This window comes from Paenibacillus taichungensis, assembly GCF_047302525.1.
Lineage (GTDB): Bacteria > Bacillota > Bacilli > Paenibacillales > Paenibacillaceae > Paenibacillus > Paenibacillus taichungensis_B.
In genome coordinates this window covers 5645984-5671070 of record NZ_CP168020.1, presented here as the reverse complement: position 1 = coordinate 5671070, position 25087 = coordinate 5645984, and the positions used below count along the sequence as shown (strand labels likewise).

Annotated in this window: 21 protein-coding genes and 1 pseudogene; 19 read left to right on the top strand and 3 right to left on the bottom strand. The window is 48.3% G+C overall.

Annotation, left to right across the window (positions count from 1 at the left end):
- Positions 1–14 precede the first annotated feature (14 nt).
- From pgmB to ACDJ58_RS25635, 10 genes are all read left to right on the top strand, one after another.
- Positions 15–704, top strand: a complete 690-nt coding sequence (gene pgmB, locus ACDJ58_RS25680; RefSeq protein ID WP_413373651.1) for a beta-phosphoglucomutase — start codon at positions 15–17, stop codon at positions 702–704.
- A 21-nt stretch (positions 705–725) separates the two neighbouring features.
- Complete coding sequence (locus ACDJ58_RS25675) at positions 726–2369, top strand: glycoside hydrolase family 13 protein (protein WP_413373649.1); 1644 nt, start codon at positions 726–728, stop codon at positions 2367–2369.
- Positions 2370–2739: 370 nt separating this feature from the next.
- A complete protein-coding gene (locus ACDJ58_RS25670; protein ID WP_413373648.1) occupies positions 2740–3723 on the top strand; it encodes a zinc-dependent alcohol dehydrogenase family protein in 984 nt (327 codons plus the stop codon).
- Positions 3724–3893: 170 nt separating this feature from the next.
- Entirely contained in the window at positions 3894–4733 is an 840-nt protein-coding gene (kduI, locus tag ACDJ58_RS25665) for a 5-dehydro-4-deoxy-D-glucuronate isomerase (protein ID WP_413379833.1), read from the top strand.
- 229 nt (positions 4734–4962) lie between these two features.
- Positions 4963–5721, top strand: a complete 759-nt coding sequence (locus tag ACDJ58_RS25660; RefSeq protein ID WP_413373646.1) for a DeoR/GlpR family DNA-binding transcription regulator — start codon at positions 4963–4965, stop codon at positions 5719–5721.
- An 81-nt stretch (positions 5722–5802) separates the two neighbouring features.
- Positions 5803–6555 (top strand): 2-dehydro-3-deoxy-D-gluconate 5-dehydrogenase KduD, encoded by a 753-nt coding sequence (kduD, locus tag ACDJ58_RS25655; protein WP_413373645.1) that lies wholly within the window; start codon positions 5803–5805, stop codon positions 6553–6555.
- 36 nt (positions 6556–6591) lie between these two features.
- Entirely contained in the window at positions 6592–7437 is an 846-nt protein-coding gene (locus ACDJ58_RS25650; protein WP_053779011.1) for a sugar phosphate isomerase/epimerase family protein, read from the top strand.
- Positions 7438–7682: 245 nt separating this feature from the next.
- Positions 7683–8990 (top strand): homocysteine synthase, encoded by a 1308-nt coding sequence (locus ACDJ58_RS25645; RefSeq protein ID WP_053779010.1) that lies wholly within the window; start codon positions 7683–7685, stop codon positions 8988–8990.
- A 361-nt stretch (positions 8991–9351) separates the two neighbouring features.
- Entirely contained in the window at positions 9352–11364 is a 2013-nt protein-coding gene (locus ACDJ58_RS25640; RefSeq protein WP_413373643.1) for a heavy metal translocating P-type ATPase, read from the top strand.
- A 211-nt stretch (positions 11365–11575) separates the two neighbouring features.
- Complete coding sequence (locus ACDJ58_RS25635; RefSeq protein ID WP_413373641.1) at positions 11576–12391, top strand: alpha/beta fold hydrolase; 816 nt, start codon at positions 11576–11578, stop codon at positions 12389–12391.
- Between the two features lie 154 nt (positions 12392–12545).
- On the opposite strand, the gene ACDJ58_RS25630 is transcribed toward ACDJ58_RS25635, so the two are convergent.
- Positions 12546–13277: a ZIP family metal transporter gene (locus ACDJ58_RS25630; protein ID WP_053779008.1), complete on the bottom strand. Its 732-nt coding sequence runs from the start codon at positions 13275–13277 to the stop codon at positions 12546–12548.
- A 253-nt stretch (positions 13278–13530) separates the two neighbouring features.
- Here ACDJ58_RS25630 and trxB point away from each other — a divergent pair, with 253 nt between their 5' ends.
- Both trxB and ACDJ58_RS25620 read left to right on the top strand, forming a co-directional pair.
- The gene (gene trxB / locus ACDJ58_RS25625; protein WP_064640605.1) at positions 13531–14472 is read left to right on the top strand and encodes a thioredoxin-disulfide reductase; all 942 of its coding nucleotides are present in this window, start codon (positions 13531–13533) and stop codon (positions 14470–14472) included.
- 60 nt (positions 14473–14532) lie between these two features.
- Positions 14533–14763, top strand: coding sequence for a glutaredoxin family protein (locus ACDJ58_RS25620; protein WP_024631391.1), 231 nt, complete (start codon positions 14533–14535; stop codon positions 14761–14763).
- 219 nt (positions 14764–14982) lie between these two features.
- On the opposite strand, the gene ACDJ58_RS25615 is transcribed toward ACDJ58_RS25620, so the two are convergent.
- Both ACDJ58_RS25615 and ACDJ58_RS25610 read right to left on the bottom strand, forming a co-directional pair.
- Positions 14983–15180, bottom strand: coding sequence for a hypothetical protein (locus ACDJ58_RS25615; RefSeq protein WP_053779005.1), 198 nt, complete (start codon positions 15178–15180; stop codon positions 14983–14985).
- A gap of 145 nt (positions 15181–15325) precedes the next feature.
- Positions 15326–16492, bottom strand: coding sequence for an ROK family protein (locus tag ACDJ58_RS25610; protein ID WP_413379831.1), 1167 nt, complete (start codon positions 16490–16492; stop codon positions 15326–15328).
- A 199-nt stretch (positions 16493–16691) separates the two neighbouring features.
- Here ACDJ58_RS25610 and xylA point away from each other — a divergent pair, with 199 nt between their 5' ends.
- The 7 genes and pseudogenes from xylA (at position 16692) to ACDJ58_RS25575 (ending at position 24990) form a co-directional block, all read left to right on the top strand.
- Positions 16692–18008, top strand: a complete 1317-nt coding sequence (xylA, locus tag ACDJ58_RS25605; protein ID WP_063566575.1) for a xylose isomerase — start codon at positions 16692–16694, stop codon at positions 18006–18008.
- A 525-nt stretch (positions 18009–18533) separates the two neighbouring features.
- A complete protein-coding gene (gene xylB, locus ACDJ58_RS25600; protein ID WP_413373639.1) occupies positions 18534–20027 on the top strand; it encodes a xylulokinase in 1494 nt (497 codons plus the stop codon).
- Between the two features lie 293 nt (positions 20028–20320).
- Positions 20321–21037, top strand: coding sequence for a glycosyltransferase family 2 protein (locus ACDJ58_RS25595; protein ID WP_413373638.1), 717 nt, complete (start codon positions 20321–20323; stop codon positions 21035–21037).
- A pseudogene (locus ACDJ58_RS25590) lies at positions 20934–21521 on the top strand (hypothetical protein); the annotation flags it as partial. The gene ACDJ58_RS25595 and the pseudogene ACDJ58_RS25590, both read left to right, overlap by 104 nt.
- A gap of 426 nt (positions 21522–21947) precedes the next feature.
- Complete coding sequence (locus ACDJ58_RS25585; protein ID WP_413379829.1) at positions 21948–23018, top strand: glycosyltransferase; 1071 nt, start codon at positions 21948–21950, stop codon at positions 23016–23018.
- Between the two features lie 233 nt (positions 23019–23251).
- Positions 23252–23884, top strand: coding sequence for a bifunctional 4-hydroxy-2-oxoglutarate aldolase/2-dehydro-3-deoxy-phosphogluconate aldolase (locus ACDJ58_RS25580; RefSeq protein WP_413373637.1), 633 nt, complete (start codon positions 23252–23254; stop codon positions 23882–23884).
- Positions 23885–24039: 155 nt separating this feature from the next.
- Positions 24040–24990, top strand: coding sequence for an alpha/beta hydrolase (locus ACDJ58_RS25575; protein WP_413373635.1), 951 nt, complete (start codon positions 24040–24042; stop codon positions 24988–24990).
- The last annotated feature ends 97 nt before the right edge of the window (positions 24991–25087 follow it).

Genomic DNA, 25087 nt, shown 5'->3' with positions numbered 1-25087 from the left:
GGGAGGAACGGGTAATGAAAGGGAACGGAGCACTTCAAGCCGTTATTTTTGATTTGGATGGTGTCATTACTGACACGGCGGAGTACCATTATGTAGCGTGGAAAAAGCTGGGGGAATCGCTGGATATTCCGTTTGATCGGGAGTTCAACGAGCAGTTAAAGGGCATTAGCCGTGGGGAGTCGCTGGCGCGCATTTTACGTCTGGGTGGCAAGGAAGATACGTTTTCGGCTGAGGAAAAGGAAGAATTCGCACAGCGTAAAAACGAACATTATGTTTCGTTGCTGGACTCGCTGACACCCGAGCACACCTACCCTGGAATTCGGGAATTGCTGCTTGAGCTGCAAGCTTCCGGCATTCCTGCGGTTATCGCCTCGGCCAGCAAAAATGCCCCTCAAATTCTGAAGGCGCTGGAGTTGGACTCGCTGTTCCGCTATGTGGTACATCCAGATTCCGTACCGCACGGCAAACCTGCACCAGATCTGTTCCTGCGTGGAGCAGAAGAAGTAGGTGCTGACGTTAAAGCCTGCATCGGCATCGAGGATGCGCAGGCAGGTATTGAGGCCATCAAATCCGCAGGCATGATCGCCGTGGGTATTGGTGAAGAAGCTGTACTTAAAGGTTCCGGAGCGAACGTGGTGCTGAAAGATACGACACAGCTCACGCTGTCATTCCTGGAGCGTACGTTGCGGGAGCACAGCCATTAAGCACAAAAGGGGAGATGCAGCATGAACCGGGCATGGTGGAAAGAAGCCGTTGTATATCAGGTCTACTGGCGGAGCTTCCTGGATGCGAATGGAGACGGCATCGGGGATTTGGAAGGATTGATGCTCAAGCTGGACTATATCAAAAGTCTGGGTATTGATGTCATCTGGCTTAATCCCATCTATGAATCGCCGGATAAAGATAACGGATATGACATAGCGGATTATTATCGCATCATGGCGAAAGCCGGAACGATGGAGCAGTTCAAGCAATTGCTGGACAAGGTCCATGAACTGGGCATGAAGCTCATTATGGATCTGGTGGTCAATCATACATCAGAGCAGCATGCATGGTTTGAAGAATCACGTTCATCTGTCGATAATCCGAAACGCGACTGGTATATATGGAAGCCGGGGAAGCCGGATGGCCCGCCGAACAACTGGCGCTCCTATTTTGAACCGTCGACCTGGACATATGACGAGCGGACGGGAGAGTATTATTTCCACTCCTTTGCCAAGGAGCAGCCTGATCTGAATTGGGAAAATCCCGAGCTGCGTGAGGAGATTTATCGGATGATGCGTTTCTGGCTGGATCAGGGCATTGATGGCTTCCGCATGGATGTTATTAATCTGCTCGCCAAGCTGGAAGGTTTCCCGGATGCGGAGCACCCGGAGAACATTGATTATCTGGGCAATAATCCGGGCATTCATGAATATTTGCAGGAAATGAATCGGGAGGTTCTCCAGCATTATGACATCATGACCGTAGGAGAAATTCCGTTTGTCACACCTGAGGATGGCCTTCTGTATGTGGGCGACAATCGGAAAGAGCTGCATACGTTATTCCATTTCCAGGTGGCGGATGACATGCCTACATGGGATCTGGCACGGTACAAGGAAATTCAGGAGAGCTGGTATGAAGCGTTCCGCCATGAAGGTTGGAACTCCCAGTTCCTGAACAATCACGATCACACCCGACAGGTTTCAAGGTATGGCAATGATGGACAATACCGTGTGGAATCGGCCAAACAACTGGCGACCATGATTCATACCCTTCCGGGAACACCGTATGTATTCCAGGGAGAGGAGATCGGCATGACGGGTGTCCGGTTCTCTTCCATTGATGAATATCACGATATTGCAATGAAGAACAAATATAAGGAAGAAATCGGTAAAGGCCGTGCGCCAGATGAAGTCCTCCACAGTCTTCAGCCGCTGAGCCGGGATAATTCCCGCACACCAATGCAGTGGGACAGCAGCAAGCATGCCGGGTTTACCGAAGGGCAGCCGTGGATGCAGGTGAATCCCAACTATGAAGAGATTAATGTGGAGCGGGATTTGGCCGCGCAGGACTCCATATTTGCATATTACCAGCAGCTGATTGCCCTGCGTAAAACGCACGCGGTTATGGTCTATGGAGATTATCGTGACCAATCGGCCGGGGAAGAACATGTATATGCATATAGCCGCAGTCTAGATGGAGAGACATGGCTTGTCATGCTCAATCATTCGGACCGGGAGCAGTCCTATCGTCTGCCTGCTTCTTTCGCAGATCGAGCCATGAATGCCCGCTTGGTCATTGGCAATCTGGATCGCTCAACCTCGGATGAGGTTAGAGAAGGCACCCTTCGTTTGCGTCCTTATGAGGCGCTCATTTACTCCTTATAATACATCGCAAGTTAACCAGAGCCTGGCGGGGATTTTCCCGTCGGGTTCTTTGATCTATCGCAACATTGGGGACACTAGTGATATATTTTTACAAAGTACTCAATTGTATTGTGATATACGATCATTTGCAAAACTTACTTCACTTCTTTTTCAGTAATAACATGTACACTAAGTTCGTAAATGGGGTAATCTTTTTCTTGAGAGATCTCCTTTTGAAGTTGTGTTAGGGTGGCTATTAATTCTACTGAAAAGGATTTCCCTTTTAAGACTCAATGCCTGTATTTGGATAAACAACGTTGTTTATTGTCTATTTTATTACATACTATATTTATATTTTTATCTAAGAAAATTTTTTTTAGGAGATGCAATAATGAAGGCTAAGGTTATACGTTATTATCGTTTCGGCGAGCCGAACGAAGTGATGTGCATAGAAGAGAAGGAGTTAGTACCCCCTGGCCCTGGTGAATTAGCGGTGAGGATGTGCGCTCGGCCTATTAATCCCTCAGATGTCATTCCTGTTCGAGGTGCATATCCGCATCGGACCCTTCTGCCAGCTGTTCCGGGGTTCGAGGGAGTGGGTGTAGTGGAGGCAGTAGGGCCGGGAGTATCCAATCAAATGTTGGGTCGGCGCGTCCTGCCGCTGAAAGGCGAGAACACGTGGCAAGAGATGGTGAGAACTTTGGATCGAAATGCGATCATAGTGCCTGATGATATTAATGATCAATCGGCAAGTCAGATCTACATTAACCCGATAACAGCTTGGCTGATTTGTACGGATATACTTCATCTAACGTACGGCGATACCTTGATTGTCAATGCCGGTGGTTCCGCAATTGGGCGAATCTTCGCACAATTATCGAAGATTCTGGGATTTCGTATGATTGCGCTCACAAGAAATGATCGCCATACTGCTGAGTTATATCGCCTTGGGGCAGTTTCTGTTGTGAATACGATGGAAGAGTTGCTACAGGAGAGAGTTGCAGAATTAACGGAGGGGCGTGGCGCTAATGCGGCTGTCGACTGCATCGGAGGGGCAGATGGAGAGCAGCTCGTGAGTTGTTTAAGGCCGCATGGCACGGTAATAAGCGTCGGACTGCTCTCGGGTATCTCACCGTTATGGCATGAGATGACCCGCGGAACGCAAGTTAACGTTAAACTCTTTTGGCTAAAGCATTGGGTAGAGCGATGTTCGCAAGAACGATGGGAACAGGTATTCAATGAAGTGATTGAGTTAGTTCGGGAAGGCCGACTATTGATGGCAAACATTGGGGCAACATATGAGCTTGCAAATGTGAAACAGGCCATTGCAACCGCTGAATCGAGCATCGAGGGAAAGGTTCTTCTATTAAGTTAATGCAATAGATTGTAAAAATATCGAAGTATAGGATGCTGTTCGTATTATGAGGTTAACCAATAAATACTGGTTAGCCTTTTTTTTATAAAAAAAGGTACACAAAAGATACAAAATAAACTAAAATGAACTTATATGAACATTATCTGACTAACGAAAGGAATGGATTAATGATGCAAAACCGTTATGCTGCACACCCAAATGAAGTGAAAAACTATGATACATCCCGTCTTCGCGAGGAATTTCTGATGGAGCAATTGTTTGCAACAGATGAATTGGTGACCGTTTACTCTCATGTGGATCGTTATATTGTAGGAACGGCTGTACCTCAAAGCAAGGATATTGCACTTGAAGTGAATCTGAAGGATATCGGAACGAACTTTTTCCTGGAGCGTCGTGAAATCGGTATCATTAATGTGGGAGGCCATGGAACCGTGACAGCCGACGGTCAAGGATACGAGATTGGTGCCAAAGAGTGCCTTTATATCGGTAGAGGTGTAAAAGAGGTTGTATTCAAGAACAGCGGCAACGACCAGCCGGCTCAGTTTTATTTTGTATCTACACCAGCACACCATACTTATCCTACGCAAAAGGCAACTCAGGAGCAGGCTCAGCCGAACCATCTCGGTAGCATCGAAAGCTCGAATGAACGGACGATTTATCGCTATATCCACCAGGGAGAAGGCGGAATTCAGAGCTGTCAGCTGGTAATGGGTATTACGGAACTCGACAAGGGCAACATGTGGAATACCATGCCTGCACATACCCACAACCGCCGTTCCGAAGTATACTTGTATTTCAACCTGCCGGAAGATGGCGTCGTGTTCCATATGATGGGCGAGCCAAACGAAACACGGCATCTGGTTGTACGTGACCGTCAGGCCATCATCTCTCCTAGCTGGTCTATCCACAGTGGTGTCGGTACGAGCAGCTATACCTTCTGCTGGGCAATGGCTGGGGAAAACCAGACGTTCGAGGATATGGACGGCGTGGCGATGAAGGACTTGAAATAATAAATTACAAATATCTTTTTTAAGTTGAACTCAAGAAGACATGAGAACGGAGGGGACAGAAAGGACCTGAAGAAGCGAAGCGTGCGCCTTTATCACCGGATTTCCCCCTTGAAGAAGGGGTTCAAAAAAATCTGGGGATAAGAGCGATCGGAAGGTTTTCTGTACCCAAAGTGTTACGTGTTAAACTTGTTATTCACCTTAATAAAGATGTATAGGAAGTTGATCTGTGATGAATCCATTGAAAAGACATGAAAAAATTATGGAGGCTCTTCTGGAGCGGCAGGAAGTCACCGTCAGTGATCTGAGTGAACTGCTGCAGGTGACGGGCAAGACCGTACGGGAGGATCTCGATAAGCTGGAAGGCATGGGATTGCTCGTACGTGTCCATGGGGGTGCGATGCTGGCTCAGAACGACCAGTACGGCATCCTCACAAGTCGTGGGGCTACGGAAAAGCATCATTCGGAAAAAACGGAGATTGCTGAGCGAGCCCTTGCTTATATCCGGCCAGGAGATATTGTTGCGCTGGACGGCGGAAGCACTACGTTGGAGATGGCGAAGCGTATGGAGAATCAGTCCATTACCGTGGTTACCAATGATTTGTTCATCATTGCTGAGCTGACCAAAAAGGAGCAGGTGCGACTTGTTGTGCCTGGCGGGGCAAGAGTCCGCAATATGCTGGTGGGAGACGACACGGCGGCCTTCATTTCGGGTCTCAACATTCACAAAGCGTTTATCTCAACGACGGCACTTCATCCGGAATTTGGACTTTCCATATATACAGGAGATCTGGTGCCACTTAAAAAATCGATGATCTCTGCATCTCAGCAGGTCTATGGCGTCGTGGATCATTATAAATTCGGACAATTTGCCCTTCGGACCTTTGCACACTGTTCGGAGTTGGACTGCATCATCAGCGACAGTCGGCTGAATGAGGAAACAGCAGCCCTGTACAGGCAAAATGGCATCGAAGTCGATTATCAGAGCTGACCTTCAGTTCCACAGTGGTTACGTGACTGCCGAGGCTGAAGAACACGGTTTGCAACCCAATAACATGCGGAGGAATCATTCATGAACCCATTTGATTTAAGCGGACAAGTTGCACTTGTCACTGGTACATCAGGAGGTCTTGGGCAAGGAATGGCGATTGGCCTTGCCGAAGCCGGGGCAGATGTTGTGCTGGTGTCTTACTCCAATCCATCGGAAACAGCGCGTGCCATTGAGGCTCTAGGACGCAAAGCGTATGTGGTTGAAGCTGATTTGAGTCGTGAGGACGAATTGACCGGGGTGTTTGAAAAGGCATTAGACTTTCAAGGGAGAATTGATATTCTGGTCAATAATGCGGGAATTATTCGTCGTACACCTGCAGCCGATCACGGTCAACAGGACTGGCATGATGTCATAGGTCTTAACCTGAATACGGTATTTTTCCTGAGCCAGTTGGCCGGCAGACATATGATTGAACGGGGAAGCGGAAAGATCATTAACATTGCCTCCATGCTGTCTTATCAGGGTGGAATTAACGTACCGGGATACACGGCCAGTAAACATGGGGTAGCCGGTTTAACGAAAGCACTCGCGAATGAATGGGCAGGCAAAGGTGTTCAAATCAACGGGATTGCACCAGGCTATATGGAAACAGACAATACAACTCAGATTCGCGCCGATGAAAATCGGTACCGTGACATCACAGCACGGATTCCGGCTGGACGCTGGGGAACACCTGAGGATCTGAAAGGTCCGGTTGTTTTCCTGGCATCGGCGGCTTCGGATTATTTGAATGGTCACGTACTGAATGTGGATGGCGGCTGGATGGCTCGTTAACCCTGTCAGCGATCCGATTGCAAAGGAGGCAGTGACATGAAACTTGGTATTCTTGCGCATACGTTTGGCAAACAACCTACGGCACAGCTTGCACAGACCATCGCGGATAACGGATTCAATTCGGTACAGCTGGCATTAGCCAAGGCTTTGTCGGATGTAGACTCGGCCAATGGCAAGCTGAGCCCTGGACTGGCGAACGAGATCGGAGATCAATTTGCACAGCGCGGAGTCAAGATTGCGGTATTGGGTTGCTACATTAACCCGATTGATCCTGATCCTGTGGCCCGTCGTGCAGACATTGATCGATTCAAGGAGCATCTGCGTTATGCCCGGGATTTCGGTTGCAGCATGGTGGCAACGGAGACCGGGGGCCTAGATACGTATCGCGACTCTCATCCGGATGGATATGAAGAAAAGGCGTGGACGGTGCTGCGGGAGACGGTAGAGGAACTGGCGGAAGAGGCGGAAAAGTGGGGCGTTCATGCGGCGATTGAGCCTGTATCTACTCATACACTTCATTCACGTGAACATATGATCCGTCTGTTTGAAGAAATTCCTTCATCCAATCTGGGCATGCTGTTTGATCCTTGTAATTTGATCAAACAACCGCATGTGGCTGACCAGTCTGCATTTCTGCGTGAAGTGATGGAAACGCTGTATCAGCGCATCATTGTCATTCATGCCAAAGATGTGGCTTTCAATGCACAGGGTGAAAAGTTCAATCCGGTGCCGGGTGAGGGCATTCTGGATTATCCGTTATTTTTTGAACTATTGAAGACCTATAAACCACACATCGATATTTCACTAGAAGGGGTAACGGCGGAAGAAGCTGTCCCAGCGGCCAAGCATTTACGTGAGGTATGGAGTGGCGTTCGGGTATAGACGGTATAAAGTCGGGCAGAAGTTCAGCAGGTGATGGTTAAAAAAATCCGGAAAACCTTTGCGGGAGCAAAGGTTTTTTTGGTGTAGCAGTCTTACTGATACATATTTAACATTTCTCATCGGAAAAATCGGAAATATTTCTTTTCAAAAGCGACATCTTGTGAGAGAATATGGAAAACATACGCCACCATGTCATGACATCTAGGGATTTGCCAAACGTATAAGTTAAGGGAGGAAACAGATTTATGTCAAACGAACGTGAGCTTTCATTTGAAACATTGGCAATCCATGCCGGCCAGGAGATTGATCCGACCACCCATGCACGTGCTGTACCGTTGTACCAAACAACATCCTACGGATTCCGTGATACGGAGCATGCAGCCAATCTGTTTGGATTGAAAGAGTTTGGCAATATCTATACGCGTCTGATGAATCCGACCACGGATGTGTTCGAACAACGTATTGCTGCACTTGAGGGAGGCGCGGGTGCACTGGCTACCGCTTCCGGTCAGGCAGCGATTACGTTCTCTCTCTTAAACATCGCAGGTGCGGGTGACGAGATTGTTTCCGCAGCGAGTCTGTATGGAGGAACGTACAATCTGTTCTCAACCACACTACCGAAACTTGGCCTAGATGTAAAGTTTGTAGATTCCAGTGATCCTGAAAATTTCCGGGCGGCGATTACGGAGAAGACAAAAGCATTGTACGCTGAAACGATCGGTAATCCGCAAGGCAACGTACTGGATATTGAAGCTGTGGCAGCCATCGCCCATGAACATGGCATTCCTTTGATTGTAGACAATACATTCCCAAGTCCATATCTGCTTCGTCCAATCGAGCATGGAGCTGATATTGTCGTTCATTCGGCTACCAAATTTATTGGCGGTCACGGTACTTCCATTGGTGGAGTTATTGTGGACAGTGGCAAATTCGACTGGAAAGCGAGTGGCAAGTTCCCGGGACTGACAGAACCGGATTCCAGCTATCATGGTGTCGTATATACAGAAGCGGTTGGACCGATTGCTTATATTATCAAAGCTCGTGTACAATTGCTGCGTGACTTTGGTGCTACTATCTCACCTTTCAATTCATGGTTGCTCATTCAAGGGCTGGAGACACTGCATCTGCGTGTAGAACGTCATAGCAGCAACGCACTGGCTGTGGCGCAATATCTGGAGAAACATGAGGATGTGGACTGGGTAAGCTACGCAGGTTTGCCGAGTCACCCTTCCTATGAACTGGCACAGAAGTATTTGCCGAAAGGCCAGGGAGCCATTCTGACCTTTGGTATCAAAGGCGGAGTGGATGCAGGACGCAAACTGATTGAGAATGTGAAGCTGTTCTCTCACCTTGCCAACGTAGGTGACTCCAAGTCACTGATCATTCATCCGGCAAGTACGACGCACCAACAGCTGACAGAAGATGAGCAGACTGCAGCAGGCGTTAATCCTGAGCTGATTCGTTTATCTGTGGGTACAGAGAATATTCAGGATATCCTCTACGATCTGGAGCAAGCCATTAAGGCTAGTCAGCAATCAAGTGTTAGTGTTTAATTCATAACGTTAATAAATTAAATTTACACGAGCCGCTTGTCCTTATGGACGAGTGGCTTTTTTTAATTTTACATCGGCTAAGGTGAAAAACCCATTTACAAATGCAGAACACAGGCATATAATGAAGCAAAAGTTGTATTGGGTAAAAATAATTGCATAAGTACAAAAATGATTATCATTCTCATTCAAAATGATTCAAAAATCATTCAATAACCATGCTGCTGCGGGATTCCCGCAGCAGCATGTGTCATTTTTAGGGCATTAACAATGGCTCTCATTCTCAATACGACTTCAATACAGGGAACATGGATGCTGCAAAATGCACTCCACAACCCGACAATCAGAAAGGATTGTGATTCATATGCAAGCGATACACCAACCTATTCAAACCCAAGCAAAAGCTGAACAGCGCTCTGCCAACACACCTGGTCCGGGACGAGGGCGCAAACCAGACTTTCGGGCTATGCTGCGCAACAAGGAAATGCAAGCTGCTCTGGGCAGTGGACTTTTGATGCTTATTGCTTGGGCGACTGCATCGTGGTCCAACCCATTATCCGTACTGCTATATATCGTTGCGTATGCCATAGGTGGATGGACCAAGGCCAAAGAAGGCATAGAGACACTGGTCAAGGATCGTGATCTCGATGTAAATCTGCTCATGATTGCAGCATCGTTGGGAGCGGCAGCCATCGGTTACTGGAATGAAGGCGCCATGCTAATCTTTATTTTTGCGTTAAGTGGTGCGTTGGAAAGCTATGCAACGGAGCGCAGTCACAAGGATATTTCATCACTGCTGGCGCTCAAACCGGAAACGGCGCTGCGTATTGAGGACGGGAAGATGAATCGTGTATCCATCGATGATTTGCAGCCGGGGGATCTGTTGCTGGTCAAACCAGGCGAACTGGTTCCGGCGGATGGTGTAGTGTACCGGGGTAGCTCTTTTATCAATCAGGCCTCGATTACAGGAGAATCCTTACCTATAGACAAAATCGCTGGTGACGAGGTATACGCAGGTACCGTGAATGGCGAAGGTGCTCTATATGTGGAGGTGACCAAATCCGCTGAAGGATCGTTGTTTGGCAAAATCATTAAACTGGTGGAAGAGGCGCAGACGGAAGTGCCGGATTCCCAACGCTTTATTGAGCGATTCGAGGGGATATACGCCCGTATTGTTGTCGCCGTAACGGTGCTGGTTATTGCGGGAACACCGTTATTGCTTGGTTGGACATGGAACGAGGCGTTTTACAAAGCAATGGTGTTTCTGGTTGTAGCTTCACCTTGTGCCCTGGTTTCTTCGATTATGCCGGTCATGTTATCAGCTATGTCCAGCAGTGCGCGTCGCGGTATTCTCTTCAAGGGCGGCGCTCATGTGGAGAACATGGCCCAGACCCGGGTGGTTGCTTTTGATAAAACAGGGACATTGACGATGGGCACCCCACAGGTGACCGATATTATAACGGCAGACGGATATGACCGGGCACAGTTGTTGGGTACGGTAGCCGCGATTGAGAACCTTTCGATGCACCCGCTGGCTCGGGCCATTGTGGAGCAGGCAAGCAAGGAGGACATCATACTCCCGATTGCTGAACAGGTTCAAGCTCTGACGGGCTGGGGGATTGAGGGGAAAGTAAACGGTGTTCTCTGGAAAATTGGCAAAACGGATGAATTGGATACACATCATATCAGTGAGGTAATTAATACAAATGATACAGAGGAGAAATTGGGTGCTTCTGATATGAACGATCTGGCTGTGTGGCATGGCATACGTGCCCAACTTGAGGGAGTAGGCAAAACCGTGTCTGCCATAACAGCGAACGGGGAGATGGCCGGACTGATCGCGATGAGGGACACCGTGCGCCCACAAGCGTCCGCAGCGGTGGAAAAGCTGGAAGCTATGGGCGTGAAGGTAGCCATGCTGACAGGTGATCGTTCCGAATCGGCAGCGGTGATCGCCCGTGAGACAGGTGTAGGCTTGGTGTATGCAGATCTGTTGCCTGAAGATAAAGTGAAACAGGTGCATCTGCTTCGTGAACAGTATGGGCAAGTGTTAATGGTTGGCGACGGTGTGAATGATGCACCTGCACTTGCAGCGGCAACGGTGGGTATGGGCATGGGCGTATCGGGCAGCGGTACGGCACTGGAAGTAGCAGATGTTGTACTGATGAATGACAATATTGAAGAGATCGCCTGGGTGATCAGGCAGGCGCGCCGGGCACAGCGGACGGTGAAGCAGAATATGTTTTTTGCCATCACGGTAATTCTGGTTCTAATCGCGGGCAACTTCTTACAAGATGTTGCATTACCATTGGGTGTAGTAGGCCATGAGGGCAGCACGATCCTGGTTATTCTAAATGGGCTGAGATTGCTACGATAACAAGGCTGAGAGTGGTTTATGTTGGATATCGCTTCTAACTCAGCTAAATCGCATGGCGTTTGAACCTTGGGTCAGAGGGTAATGATTCGAAGAGGCGATTCCAGAGGAACGTTCCGCACGGAACAGGAAATGGAGCGTTGTTATTGAAATATAACCATGCAGTTCGGCATATGCCGTTGCAACGACATGACAATAAAGGGAGCTGTGAAATATGGGACGTTACGTACAAGTTGAACCGAATGTGAGTGTATTTGTTGAAGATATTGGTCAAGGAACACCAGTTGTCTTTTTGCACGGCTGGCCAGTCAATTATAAAATGTTTGAATATCAATTAAATGTACTGCCGAATCATGGCATTCGTGCCATCGCAATAGATTTCAGAGGTTATGGCAAGTCGGACGCACCGTCCACAGGCTATGACTACGACCGGATGGCGGACGATGTGCGTGCTGTAATTGATGATCTGGAGTTGACTGACGTGGTACTTGCAGGCTTCTCCATGGGTGGAGCGATTGCCGTGCATTATATGGCCCGCCATGCGGGACATGGTGTATCCAAGCTGGCCCTATTGTCTGCGGCGGCACCGGTGTTCACACAGCGTGATGGTTATCCGTATGGGCTGACTCCAGCGCAGCTCACCGAGCAGATTATCGAGCCGATCTTCGCAGATCGTCCGAAGCTGCTGGAGACATTTGGCGGCATGTTTTTCGCGAAGCAGCACAGTCAGCCGTTTATGGATTGGTTCCATGCACTCGGTATGGAGGCTTCGTCTTACAGTACGATTAACAGTGCCATTGCCTTGCGAGATGAGGATTTGCGAGGTGACCTGAGTGCAATTCAGGTGCCAACAGCGATTTTACACGGGAAGAAGGATGAGATCTGTCCGTTTGAGTTTGCCCAAGAGATGCACAAAGGCATTGCCGGTTCTCATTTGATTGCTTTTGAGGAGAGCGGTCACGGGGCGTTCTATGATGAATTGGAAAAATTCAATGCCGAATTGATTCGATTTATCAAATCCGGATTGTGATCGTCCAACGCCCTTTACAGATCGTTCAAACTATTTCATTGAATCTTCATTTGTGAACAAAAAAAGAACCTGAAAGTCAGCGAGCCGCTGTCCTTTCAGGTTTTTTTGCCGTCCATTCTTGTGTTCATGTGAGGGCTGTTCTATGTTCTTTCTATTAGAAGAGTTCAGTCAGGCCAATCATCGTGATTAGTCCGAGCAAAAAGGAAACCGTTGCCGCCCGTGCATTGCCGTCGCCGTGACTTTCGGGAATCAGTTCCTTGTACACGATGAACATCATCGCACCCGCTGCAAAGGCAAGACCGTAAGGGACCAGACCGGAGACCAGACTACTGAGTGTGTAACCAATCATGGCTGTCACAATCTCAACTGCACCCGTCAGCGTGGCGATACCGAGCGCCTTGAAGCGACCGATGTTCTGATTAACGAGGAAGAGGGCGACAAGGAATCCTTCCGGCGCATTCTGCAATCCAATGGAAAAGGCAATCAGATTGCCAAGTCCTGCGTCACTGCTTGCGTAGCTGACACCTACCGATAACCCTTCGGGCAGGTTATGCATGGTGATGGCTGCAATGATCATGAAGGCTTTGGCTTCAATTTTGAAAGGCATCTTCTCGGGATTTTCCAGATCAACATGTGGAATCTTCATCTCCAGCACAAGCAGGACCATGCTGCCCAGCATAATACCAAGGGCAAGTACAAACAAATTGGATTGCCCGAGCGCTTCCGGAATAAGATTGTACACCGAGGCAGAGGTCATGATCCCTGCTGCATAGGCAAGCAAAATATCACGCAGACGGTGGGTAACTTTACGCATAAATAGAATAGGTATGGCCCCAAGGCCGGTAGACATGGCTGAGATAAAGCTGCCAATGAGTGCATCGTTCATGCTTCCATTTTCCCTCCTGATGAAGACTTCTTCATAATCGCTGCCGAGCATTGACACCGTACATAAAAGAGATCATAATGAACAACAGATTAGAATGATTATAAATTAGAATTCCGTTTCTGCATAGGTTAATTGTCATAACGGGCAGTTCATGTGGACATGATGTAGGCTTTCGTTCTAGTGTATGCAAAAGCATTTGCTTTTGATGCCGGAGAGCCTGACCTTTTTGCAGAACCCGGGGGAGGAACTATACATGTATAAATCAATTATTATTGGAACAGGCCCTGCAGGGCTGACAGCAGCAATCTATTTGGCACGTGCCAACTTGAGCCCACTCGTTATTGAAGGACCGCAACCTGGTGGTCAATTGACAACAACAACAGAAGTAGAGAACTTCCCAGGTTTCCCTGACGGCATTATGGGTCCTGAATTGATGGACAATATGCGCAAACAAGCAGAACGCTTCGGTGCAGAATTCCGTACAGGCTGGGTAAACAACATCGATATGAGCGAGCGTCCATTCAAAATTCAGGTTGAAGGTATGGGTGAACTCGTATCCGAAACCTTGATCCTGTCTACAGGCGCATCTGCTAAATACCTCGGTATTCCTGGAGAAGAAACGAATGTGGGCCGTGGTGTCAGCACTTGTGCGACATGTGACGGATTCTTCTTCCGCAACAAAGAAATCATTGTTATTGGCGGTGGCGACTCCGCGCTGGAGGAAGCGAGCTTCCTGTCCCGTTTCGGTTCCAAAGTAACTTTGGTACACCGTCGTGAAGAACTGCGTGGTTCCAAAATCATGCAGGATCGTGCACGCAGCAACGAGAAAGTGGAGATGGCATTGAACCGTACCCCTCTTGAAGTGCTGGCTGGCGACAACGGCGTAACTGGATTGAAAGTACTGAACAACGAAACAGGTGAAGAAGAAATCATCCCTGCTAGCGGTGTATTCGTTGCAATTGGTCACACACCAAACACTGGATTCCTGGGCGGACAAATCACAACCGACGAACACGGTTATATTTTGACTACACCGGGCACATCCGAAACCAATATCCCAGGCGTATTCGCTTGTGGTGATGTACAGGATACCCGTTACAAACAAGCGATCACAGCTGCAGGTAGTGGATGTATGGCTGCGATGGATACAGAGAAATATATTGAGAGCTTGGAGCACAGCGCAGTAGTTCTGTAAGGGAAGAGCTGTTTTGATCAATAGATTAGTCTATAAAATAACAATATGAGGTGAATAAACATGGAAAACGTAATTGTATACACATCAACCAACTGCCCAAACTGCAAATCAGTAAAAAGCTTCTTGGCTGACAAAGGCATCTCTTATGAAGAGCGCAACATCGAGACAAGCGATGAGTTCGCACAACAAGTATGGGACATGGGCGTACGTGCCGTACCTCTGACTGTTATTGGTGAACACCGCATTCTGGGTATGAACAAAACTCAATTCGCCAAAGCGCTGGACGCTTAATTTACCCTGTATAGGGTAAGTTCAAGTCACATGCAGCTATTCCGGTTCGCGCGAGCCGTTTGAATATATATTGGAGAAGCCTTAGTCCGAATCAGGACTGAGGCTTCTTTTATCTGCAACATGAAAAATCCCCTTTCACAGCTACAACAGAGCACATGTTTCATGAACTCTTTTGTGGATGTAAAAGGGGATTTGACGTTAAAATCAAACATATTTTATCTAAAAAAATATACTCATAAAGGTCTGAAATACTACATACACCAGTACGCCTGACAGCATGTACATGAAACCAGCCTTCTTTTTGCTCTGAAACAATCGAAGTATGCCAAGGCTGAACAGCGGCGCAAGCACGATCAGGAACAGGAGTACGGTGACAAACATTTGCGCCGAGATATCTGAAGTATCCACGTAGGTCACGAATTTTCACTCCGTTTCGTCATCGGAATTAACACGGCGACATTCATGCCACCATGACAAAAATCACATAACCCTATTATACCTCTGGATTTCTTTAACAAAAAGGGAGGAAATGGGGCAAAATGATGTCAATTTTCATCGGTTATTAGACGGACACTCTTATTTTACCTAGAAATTGGGAAATTGCTGAGTAAGCGGCACCAACACGTGTGGACCGACTGCCCAGAGCAGCCCATTCAATCTGCAAACTGCGGCGGTGATAGGGCAACGTACGCTCCTCCACCACTTGTTTCAGCGCCGTTTCAATCCATGGCCCTGCTTCAGAAAGAGGGCCGCCGATAATGATGCGCTCAGGATTGAAACTGTTGACGATATTGGTGATGCCAACTCCCAGTTTGCGGCCGATTTCTTGGTATAGCTTCAATACATCATCATGGCCTTGCTGTGCATAATCAATCAATTCCCGTGTCGTATGTGCCGGCAAAAGCAACTGATGATCCGGATGCTCATAAGCTTTCTCCGAAGCATATAACTCCCAGCAACCACGATTGCCACAGGAGCAAGGTCTGCCCTCTGCTTCTATGGACATATGGCCTGTTTCTCCGGCATATCCCCAGGCTCCTTTGTACAGCTCACCATCCACCATAATGCCTGAACCGATCCCGATGCCTGCACTAATGTAAATCAGATGACGTACACCGATGCCTGCACCAAAATTTAACTCTCCATGCGCACCTGCATTCGCTTCATTGTCGATCGTGACGGGTAACTCGAATACTTCTTCCAGCATGGCACGCAGGGGAACCTTCTCCCACCCCAAGTTGGGTGCAAACAGCACCGTTCCTTCCTCGTCCACCATACCCGGCACCCCGATACCAATGCCAATTACCCCGTGAGGGGAGGGAGGGGCTGCATGAATCAGATGTTCTGCCGCAAGTTTCAACTGTTCAAATACAGAGGACACATCATGATGTTCCAGCTTCACGGCGTACTCTGTGATGATATGACCTTCCAGATCGGTGAGCACACCCTTTAAGTGGGTTACGCTGAGCTCCAAACCTACGGCATATCCCGATGTACCGCGAAATAGCAACATCAGAGGTTTACGTCCACCGCTGGATTCCCCAGGGCCAATTTCCTGCAAGAGTTCATCATTGATCAGATCGGCAACCAGATTGGATACCGTTGCTTTATTCAGCCCTGTAATCTCGGATACCCGCGCACGGGAGAGGGGGGCATGACGCCGAATCGTATCCAGGACGATCGACTTGTTTATTTTTTTGACCAGCATCTGGTCTCCGGTAATTTTCATATCCATAAGGCACTCCTATTCTTCTATAAAAGGGTTCAGACCCGCAATCCGTAAACAAGCTATTCGACTATTATAGCGTAAACAAACGTGCAAAAAAAATTTTATTTTTACTTTGTTTAACCAATAGACAAAGTGTAACCGATGTGTTAGGATAACGTTGTAAACGATTACTTTTAAAACTATTGAGGAGGCATTTTATATGGCCTATTTTGAATCCGTTAATAAAATTTCATTCGAAGGTAAAGATTCCACGAATCCATTTGCTTTTAAACATTATAATCCGGAAGAAGTTGTAGCCGGCAAATCGATGGAAGAGCACTTCCGTTTCGGCATGGCTTACTGGCATACATTAACAGCGGGCGGTAGTGACCCGTTTGGTGCAGAGACTGCTGTTCGTTCTTGGGATAAATACTCCGGTCTGGACCTCGCGAAAGTACGCGTGGAAGCGGCATTTGAATTTTTGGAAAAAATGAATCTCCCGTTCTTCTGTTTCCACGATGTGGACATCGCACCAGAAGGCAACAGCCTGCGTGAGTTCTACAGCAACATCGATACGATCGTTGACCTGATTGAAGGCCACATGAAATCCAGCGGCAAAAAACTGCTTTGGAATACAGCCAATATGTTCTCCAACCCACGCTTCATGTTTGGTGCAGCTTCCACTTGCAACGCAGATGTGTACGCTCATGCTGCAGCGCAAATCAAGAAAGGTCTGGAAGTGGGGAAACGTCTGGGCGCAGAAAACTATGTGTTCTGGGGCGGTCGTGAAGGTTATGACACGTTGCTCAACACAGACATGCAACTGGAGCAGGACAACATTGCCCGCATGTTCCACATGGCAGTAGACTACGCTAAGGAAATTGGCTTCGATGCACAATTCCTGATTGAGCCTAAACCGAAAGAGCCAACCAAACACCAATATGACTATGATGCAGCAACTTCCATTGCCTTCCTGCAAAAATACGGTTTGGACAAACACTTCAAACTGAACCTGGAAGCAAACCACGCTACATTGGCTGGTCACACATTCGATCACGAGATCCGCGTTGCCCGCACAAACGGTATGCTCGGTTCCCTCGATGCTAACCAAGGCGACATGCTGATCGGTTGGGATACGGATGAGTTCCCGGTTGATATGTACGATGCTACATTGACTATGTACGAAGTATTGAAAAATGGCGGTATCGGCCGTGGTGGTGTGAACTTCGACGCCAAAGTACGTCGTGGTTCCTTCGAAGCAGACGATCTGTTCCTGGCACACATCGCTGGTATGGATACGTATGCTAAAGGTCTGAAAGTAGCAGCGAAATTGATTGAAGATCGTGTATTCGATGACTTCATTGAAAAACGTTACAGCAGCTTCAGCGAAGGTATCGGTGCAGATGTGGTTGCAGGTAAAGCAACACTGGCTTCCCTTGCAGAGTACGCGCTGAACAACGAAAGCCCACGCAAAAACCAATCCGGACGTCAGGAATTGCTGAGAGCAAAACTCAACCAATACATCCTGGCTGACTAATATCAGTTAGGCTTTTGGTATGGAAGATTGTGAACCAACCATACGTTTTGCCTGTAGTAACGCTTGTGGAGGAGTATAACAAAGTGTGCACGCCAGCATAGCCTAAGCTTGTACCACGGAACGCCTGAACAAGCATGACATTCGGACCGTCCCCGACTTTCCCCTGGGAAGGCGGGGGCGGTTTTTTGATCCTTGAACCGAATGAGTTTCTTGTGCATTATGGTTTGCGTGTCCACTACTAATGACAGATATAGGTCGTAGGCACGATTTTAGCTACAGAAACGAGTACGTTTTACTCGTTTCATATCCATGTGTGTCCATGATTAAGCATGCAGAACGGAGTGAGCAGAAAGGACCCGGAGGAAGCGATGCGGTCGCATTTATCCCCGGATTTCTCCCATGTAAAAGGGATGAAGGAAATCCGGGGGTAACGGCGATCCAAGGGTTTTCTGATCACGGAGTGACTCTCATGTAAACTTGGATTCTTCGTGGATATAACCTGAGATAAACGAGAGGAGTTAACCCATGAGTTACGTAATTGGTGTCGATCTGGGAACCAGCGCAGTTAAAACTGTGCTGGTTAACCGTGAAGGGAAAGTGGCGTTTGAAGCATCCGAGGCTTATCCGCTGTACCAGCCCAAAGCTGGATACAGTGAGCAGAACCCTGAAGATTGGGTAGAGCAGACAATTGTTTCGCTGCGCAAATTGCTGGAGGTGTCCGGCGTACATCCTTCGGAAATTGAAGGACTGAGCTTCTCCGGACAGATGCATGGATTGGTGCTGGTGGATGCCGAGGGCAAACCGCTACGCAATGCAATTCTGTGGAATGATACACGGACAACGGCTCAGTGCCGCCGCATTGAGAAGGTGCTGGATGGCAAACTGCTAAGCATTGCCCGCAACCGTGCACTCGAAGGTTTTACCCTGCCCAAAATTCTGTGGGTACAGGAGAACGAGCCGGAATTGCTGCAACAGGCAGCCCTGTTCCTGTTGCCGAAGGACTATGTGCGGTATCGCCTGACAGGTGATTATGCCATGGATTATTCGGATGCAGCAGGCACATTGCTGCTGGACGTTGCAGGCAAACAGTGGAGCAAGGAAATCGCGGAAGCTTTTGAACTGTCGGTATCCTTGTGCCCACGACTTGTGGAGTCATTTGAAGAAGTGGGCACACTGCTGCCTGAGATTGCGGATCAAACCGGACTTGCAGCCGCAACCAAAGTATATGCAGGCGGTGCGGACAATGCATGCGGAGCCATTGGCGCAGGCATTCTGAGTGAAGGACAGACCATGTGCAGCATCGGAACGTCCGGGGTTGTGCTTTCCTATGAAGAGCGTAAAGATCTCGATTTCGAAGGCAAAGTGCACTTTTTTAACCATGGCGAGAAAGATGCGTTCTATATTATGGGGGTAACGCTTGCGGCAGGATATAGCCTGTCCTGGTTCAAGGATACTTTTGCAGCAGACAAATCATTTGATGTGCTCTTGCAGGGCATTGATGCAATTCCGGCTGGAAGCAACGGGTTGCTGTTCACGCCTTATATCGTCGGCGAGCGTACACCACACCCGGATGCGAACATTCGTGGTAGCTTTATCGGCATGGATGCCGGACATAAGCTGGAGCATTTTGGACGTGCTGTGATGGAGGGCATTACATTCTCGCTGCGCGAGTCCATTGATATTCTGCGTAACGCTGGCAAAACGGTCAATGAAGTTATCTCCATTGGTGGTGGTGCTAAAAATGAAGCCTGGCTTCAAATGCAGGCCGATGTCTTCAATGCAACCATTGTGAAATTGGAAAGTGAGCAGGGCCCAGCAATGGGCGCGGCGATGCTGGCAGCTTATGGCTGTGGCTGGTTCCCATCCTTGCAGGAATGTGCAGCAGCGTTCATTCGCCCTGCCAAATCCTACGCGCCTAACCCGGAAATGGTCAAGGTTTATGACGGACTATTTGCACTGTATCAGGATGTGTACGGGCAAACACGCAGCCTGAATGACCGTCTGGCAGCATATCGTTGATTATTCAGACCTCTTCCATATCGAGATCCCAATAGGTCATTAAATATTAAACCAATGAAATATTAAATTAAGGAGGTACCTGCGAAAGCGGGTGCCTTTTTTGTCGTTGTTCATGAAAGAAGGACATATCATATTTTGAAGGTTCCTAAACGTCATGAAAGGTTCCATGCCAGACATAACCCTATTCCAGACGCGCATAGATTAGATATTAAGGTTAACAAGGGTTATGCCATTTTAATCAGCCATATCACATCAGGTAATATGCGTGACAGACTCAGCCTGGAGGTGGGGAGTTGGAAGATAGTGAAACAACCACGAGGCCGCATGTCACCTTGTCCATGATTGTCCGCAATGAGGGGTACAGGTATCTCAGACAGGCGTTGGAGACGCACCGGCCGTGGATTGATCGTGCGGTGATCATTGACGACGGAAGTACAGACCATACCGTCGCTTTATGCCAGGAAATGCTGGAGGGAATCCCGCTTACGTTAATTGTGAACCCGGCCTCCCTGTTTGCAGATGAGGTGAGTTTACGCAAGCAGCAGTGGGAGACTACGGTGGCTACCAAACCGGAATGGATTTTGAATCTGGACGCGGACGAAATTCTGACGACGGATTTTGGTATTGTTCGGAATCAACTGTTGGGTGGAACGGAGGACGCCATTTATTTCAGGTTGTTTGATATGTGGAGCGATACACATTACCGGGAAGACCAATACTGGCAGGCTCATGTGTATTATCGGCCATTTCTGGTCCGATACCGACCAGAATGGAACTATGAATGGAAGGAAACCCCGCAGCACTGCGGCCGTTTTCCACTAACCATTCAGCATTTTGCCTATGGATGTCACTCCCCTCGGGTGAAGCATTATGGTTGGGCACGTGCAGAGGACCGGATTCGTAAATATGAGCGCTATCAGGCACTGGACCCGGATGCGAGATATGGCTGGAAGGAACAGTACGAATCGATTTTGGATGCAGATCCAAGACTCCTGCAATGGTCGGAATAAGGGAAGGAGGACAATAGATTTGAAGAAGGAAAAAGAAAAAGGTAAAGAAGAGCCAAAGGAAAAGGTTCTTATCGCAAGTCCTGTTCGGCAGACGGCTGCGGTACTCCGTGAATTTCTCCAGTCCTTGGAATCGCTTGAGCGAACGACGGTAACGACAGACTATCTGTTTGTGGACGACAATGAAGAAGAAGCGGCATCTAATATGCTCCATGAGTTTGTACTTCGGCATGAAGGCAACCTTTTGGATGCCAATGTAGATGAAGCAGATGCCAATCAGGGAAAAGGAATTTACAACAAGGACGAGGGTGGGCACTATTGGCGCGACGAACAGATCTGGCGGGTAGCCGGACTGAAAAATCGTATTTTGGCATACGCCCGTGACCAGAAGTACGATGCCGTGTTCTTGATTGATTCCGATCTCGTCCTGCATCCACGGACATTGGAACAGCTCGTATCGAACAGGAAGGAGATCATCTCCAATATCTTCTGGACACGATGGCAGCCGGGCACAAGGGAAATGCCACAAGTCTGGTTGCAGGATGAGTACGCCCTGTTTCGTAAGAACAAACGGGTCACAGGGGAGGAGGCAGAGGACGAGAGTACACAAACGGATACATTTCTGAGGCAATTGCGTACCCCGGGTTGTTATGAAGTGGGGGGACTTGGGGCGTGTACCATCATTCGTAGGAACGTATTGGAGTCCGGGATTTCCTATGACCAGATTCCGAATGTATCTTTCTGGGGTGAGGACCGTCATTTTTGCATTCGTGCTCAGGCACTGGGTTTCCGTTTATACGTGGATACACATTTTCCGGCCTATCATATCTATCGACTATCGGAATTGCCGGGAGTGGCTGCTTTTAATCGCAGAGCCATACGCGGAGAAGAATCGATCAGTATTTCGCTGTGTATGATTGTGAAAAATGAAGAGGCTTCCCTCGCCAGATGTCTGGACTCGGTTAATGGGATTGCTGACGAGATTGTGATCGTAGATACGGGTTCGACGGACCAGACGCGTCAGATCGCGGCTCGTTATACGGAACGCATTATCGATTTTGAGTGGGTGGATGATTTTGCGGCAGCACGGAACTTTGCCTTTGAACAAGCAAAAAGTGAATATATACTATGGCTGGATGCAGATGATGTGTTTGAACCGGATGACCGGGTGAAGCTCATTGAACTGAAGCGTTCCCTGGACCCTGCTGTGGATAGTGTTACGATGGATTATCATCTGTCCTTTACGGCGGAGGGACAGGTGGCATATAGTCTGAGGCGGAACCGACTGGTGCGGCGGGATCGGAATTATCGCTGGATTGGTGCCGTGCATGAATATTTGGAAGTGGCCGGTCATCTGCTGCATAGCGATGTGGCAGTCACGCATAAGAAAGATAAGGAATACACGGACCGCAATCTAAAGATTTATCGTAAACGCGAACAGGCAGGGGAGGAATTCTCTCCGCGTGATTTATATTATTTTGGCAATGAACTGAGAGACCATGGGCATCTTGAAGATGCAGTACAATACTATGGAAAATTTCTGGACACCGGGCTGGGATGGGTCGAGGATCAGATTGCAGCATGCCAGAAGATAGCTGATTGTGAGGTAGCACTTGAACGTTCGGAAAAGGAAGTTTCGGCATTACTGAGATCCTTTGCCTTTGATTTGCCGAGGGCAGAGATTTGTTACCGATTAGGTGGATATTTTGCCGACCATACGGATTACCGTAAAGCCTTATACTGGTATGAACAGGCGACCCGCGCCGTACGCCCGACCGATCCAATGGTAGTATTGAACGAAGCTGCATGGACATGGATGCCGCATTTACAATTGTGTGTGTGTTATGACCGGATGGGCAATCGGGCCAAAGCCAAAGAGCACAATGACATTGCTTTGATGTACCATCCGACACATCCCAGCATGTTGTATAATGATAAATATTTTAAGGATCTGGAGAAGGATAATGTGCTGGAAAATGCTTAGAACAAACCTCTCTAATGGAACAAAGGGGATGAATAATCCCTTTTTCCATGGAGAGGTTTTTGCGTTTCCAATTAAGTGTATATCGGAGACTTTGATGCACACTCTCTCCAAGAAATTGGATCAAATGATTTCATCCAGGGGACGATATGCTTTACAATAGTGACTAACGGAAAAGCGGTGATAAAGAATACTTGTCTTCGGCTGCCGAATCTATGAAACAAGGGGAAGTTGGCATGAATCTGACGGAAGTATTATTGGAATCGAGACTGGTCGCTATTGTGCGCGGTATTAGCCGGGAATCTGCTCAGGCAGCAGGGCAGGGGATGACAGATGGGGGAATCCGTCTGATGGAAGTGACGCTGAACACACCTGGGGCACACGATATTATTGCAGACTGGCGTGCAAGGCATGAGGGTAAGGCTTATATCGGGGCGGGCACGGTACTCAATGTGCAGATGGCCAAAGAAGCCGTTGCAGCGGGTGCTCAATTTCTGGTGTCTCCGAATGTCGATCTGTCCGTTATTGAATATGCTGTAGAACATGGAGTGGAGATCTGGCCCGGTGCGATGACTCCAACGGAGATTGTGGCTGCCTATGAAGCAGGAGCAAGAGTGGTGAAGCTGTTTCCAATGGCGAGTCTGGGTATTCCGTATTTACGTGAAATCAAGGCTCCATTGAATCATATTCCACTGCTTGCCACAGGAGGAGCCACTCTGGATAACATTGCAGATTATTATGCTGCGGGTGCGGCAGCAGTGGGCCTTGGAAGTGCACTTTTACCACGAGAAGCACTTGCAGCAGGGAATGATGAGCAGATTGCCGCTTGCACACGTGCATTTGTGGAAATAGCGAAAATCGAGGGTTGAACCTTGAAGCCAACGGAAGTGGATTAGACACATCAGGGTATATAAGAAGAGCTTCTGTACCATTAGATAATATAAGAAGTGATGTGGATTAACGTCCTGTTAACCTTGCTGTCGTATGATGGAGTTAGGCCAGAAAACGGAGAGGAGTGACACCAGTGAAAGCTAAAACGATGATTGGCGGGATGATTGCTGTTGCCGCGGTAACTGCGGGTAGTTTATGGAAGGCAGCTGTGAAGAGTCAAACCCCCAAAAAGATTCCGATTACGCTCACACCGCCCATGCCATTTGAGGATATAACCTTCGAGAGTGGAGGCGGGCGAGTGCATGGCTGGTTCATTCCGGCTGGAGCTCATGTCCCGAAGCCTTGGCCGTTGGTTATTATTGCACATGGATGGGGCTCCAACCGATCCCGGGTCCTCCGTTATGCACGTCCCATTTGGGAAGCAGGTTATGCGCTCTTTATGTACGATGTTCGAAGCCACGGAGCCAGTGATCCGGTTAAAGCGGCCTCAGCTTACCTGTTCCGCGACGATCTGCTGTCAGCATTGCAATATACGTCGTCACGGCCGGAAATTGATCCTGCTGCAATCGGTGTGCTTGGGCACTCCTTAGGCGGACTAGGGACGATCCTCGCTGTGACGGAGGGCATTCCTGTATCAGCGGTGATCACGGACTCCATGCCATCCCAATTCGAGGTTATTGTCAGTTCCGAGCTGAGACGGCGACGTCTGCCTCTGTTTCCACTGGCCCAGCTGATTCCGCGAATCTGGTTCTGGCGGCTCGGAGAATCTCTGAAAACGTATCGCCAGCGTGATCCAGTTATGCTGCTGAATGAACGGCGCAAGGGAATGCAGCTGCCGATGCTTATGGTACATTCCAAAGGTGATAACTTTATTCCACCGAGCGAACTTGAATATTTTATGTCTAAAGCGGATCCGCCCGTAGAGCATCTATGGGTCAATAGTGGAGGCCATAGCTGTTCAGAAGAAGATCCTGTGTTCTGGAATACGGTGATTCCTTTTTTGAAAACTCATGTACAGGTGCAGGCTCAGTCCAATGAATCTGTTATACCTAACGTCAATATAGAGAAAATTCAGCCCAATTAATGCTCAAGCTGATCGTTGAAACGCCAACGCTGTTGGCGTTTTTTGCTGTTTCTATAAAATATGCAGAAATTCACATTTGTAAAATTGTTGGGAAAAT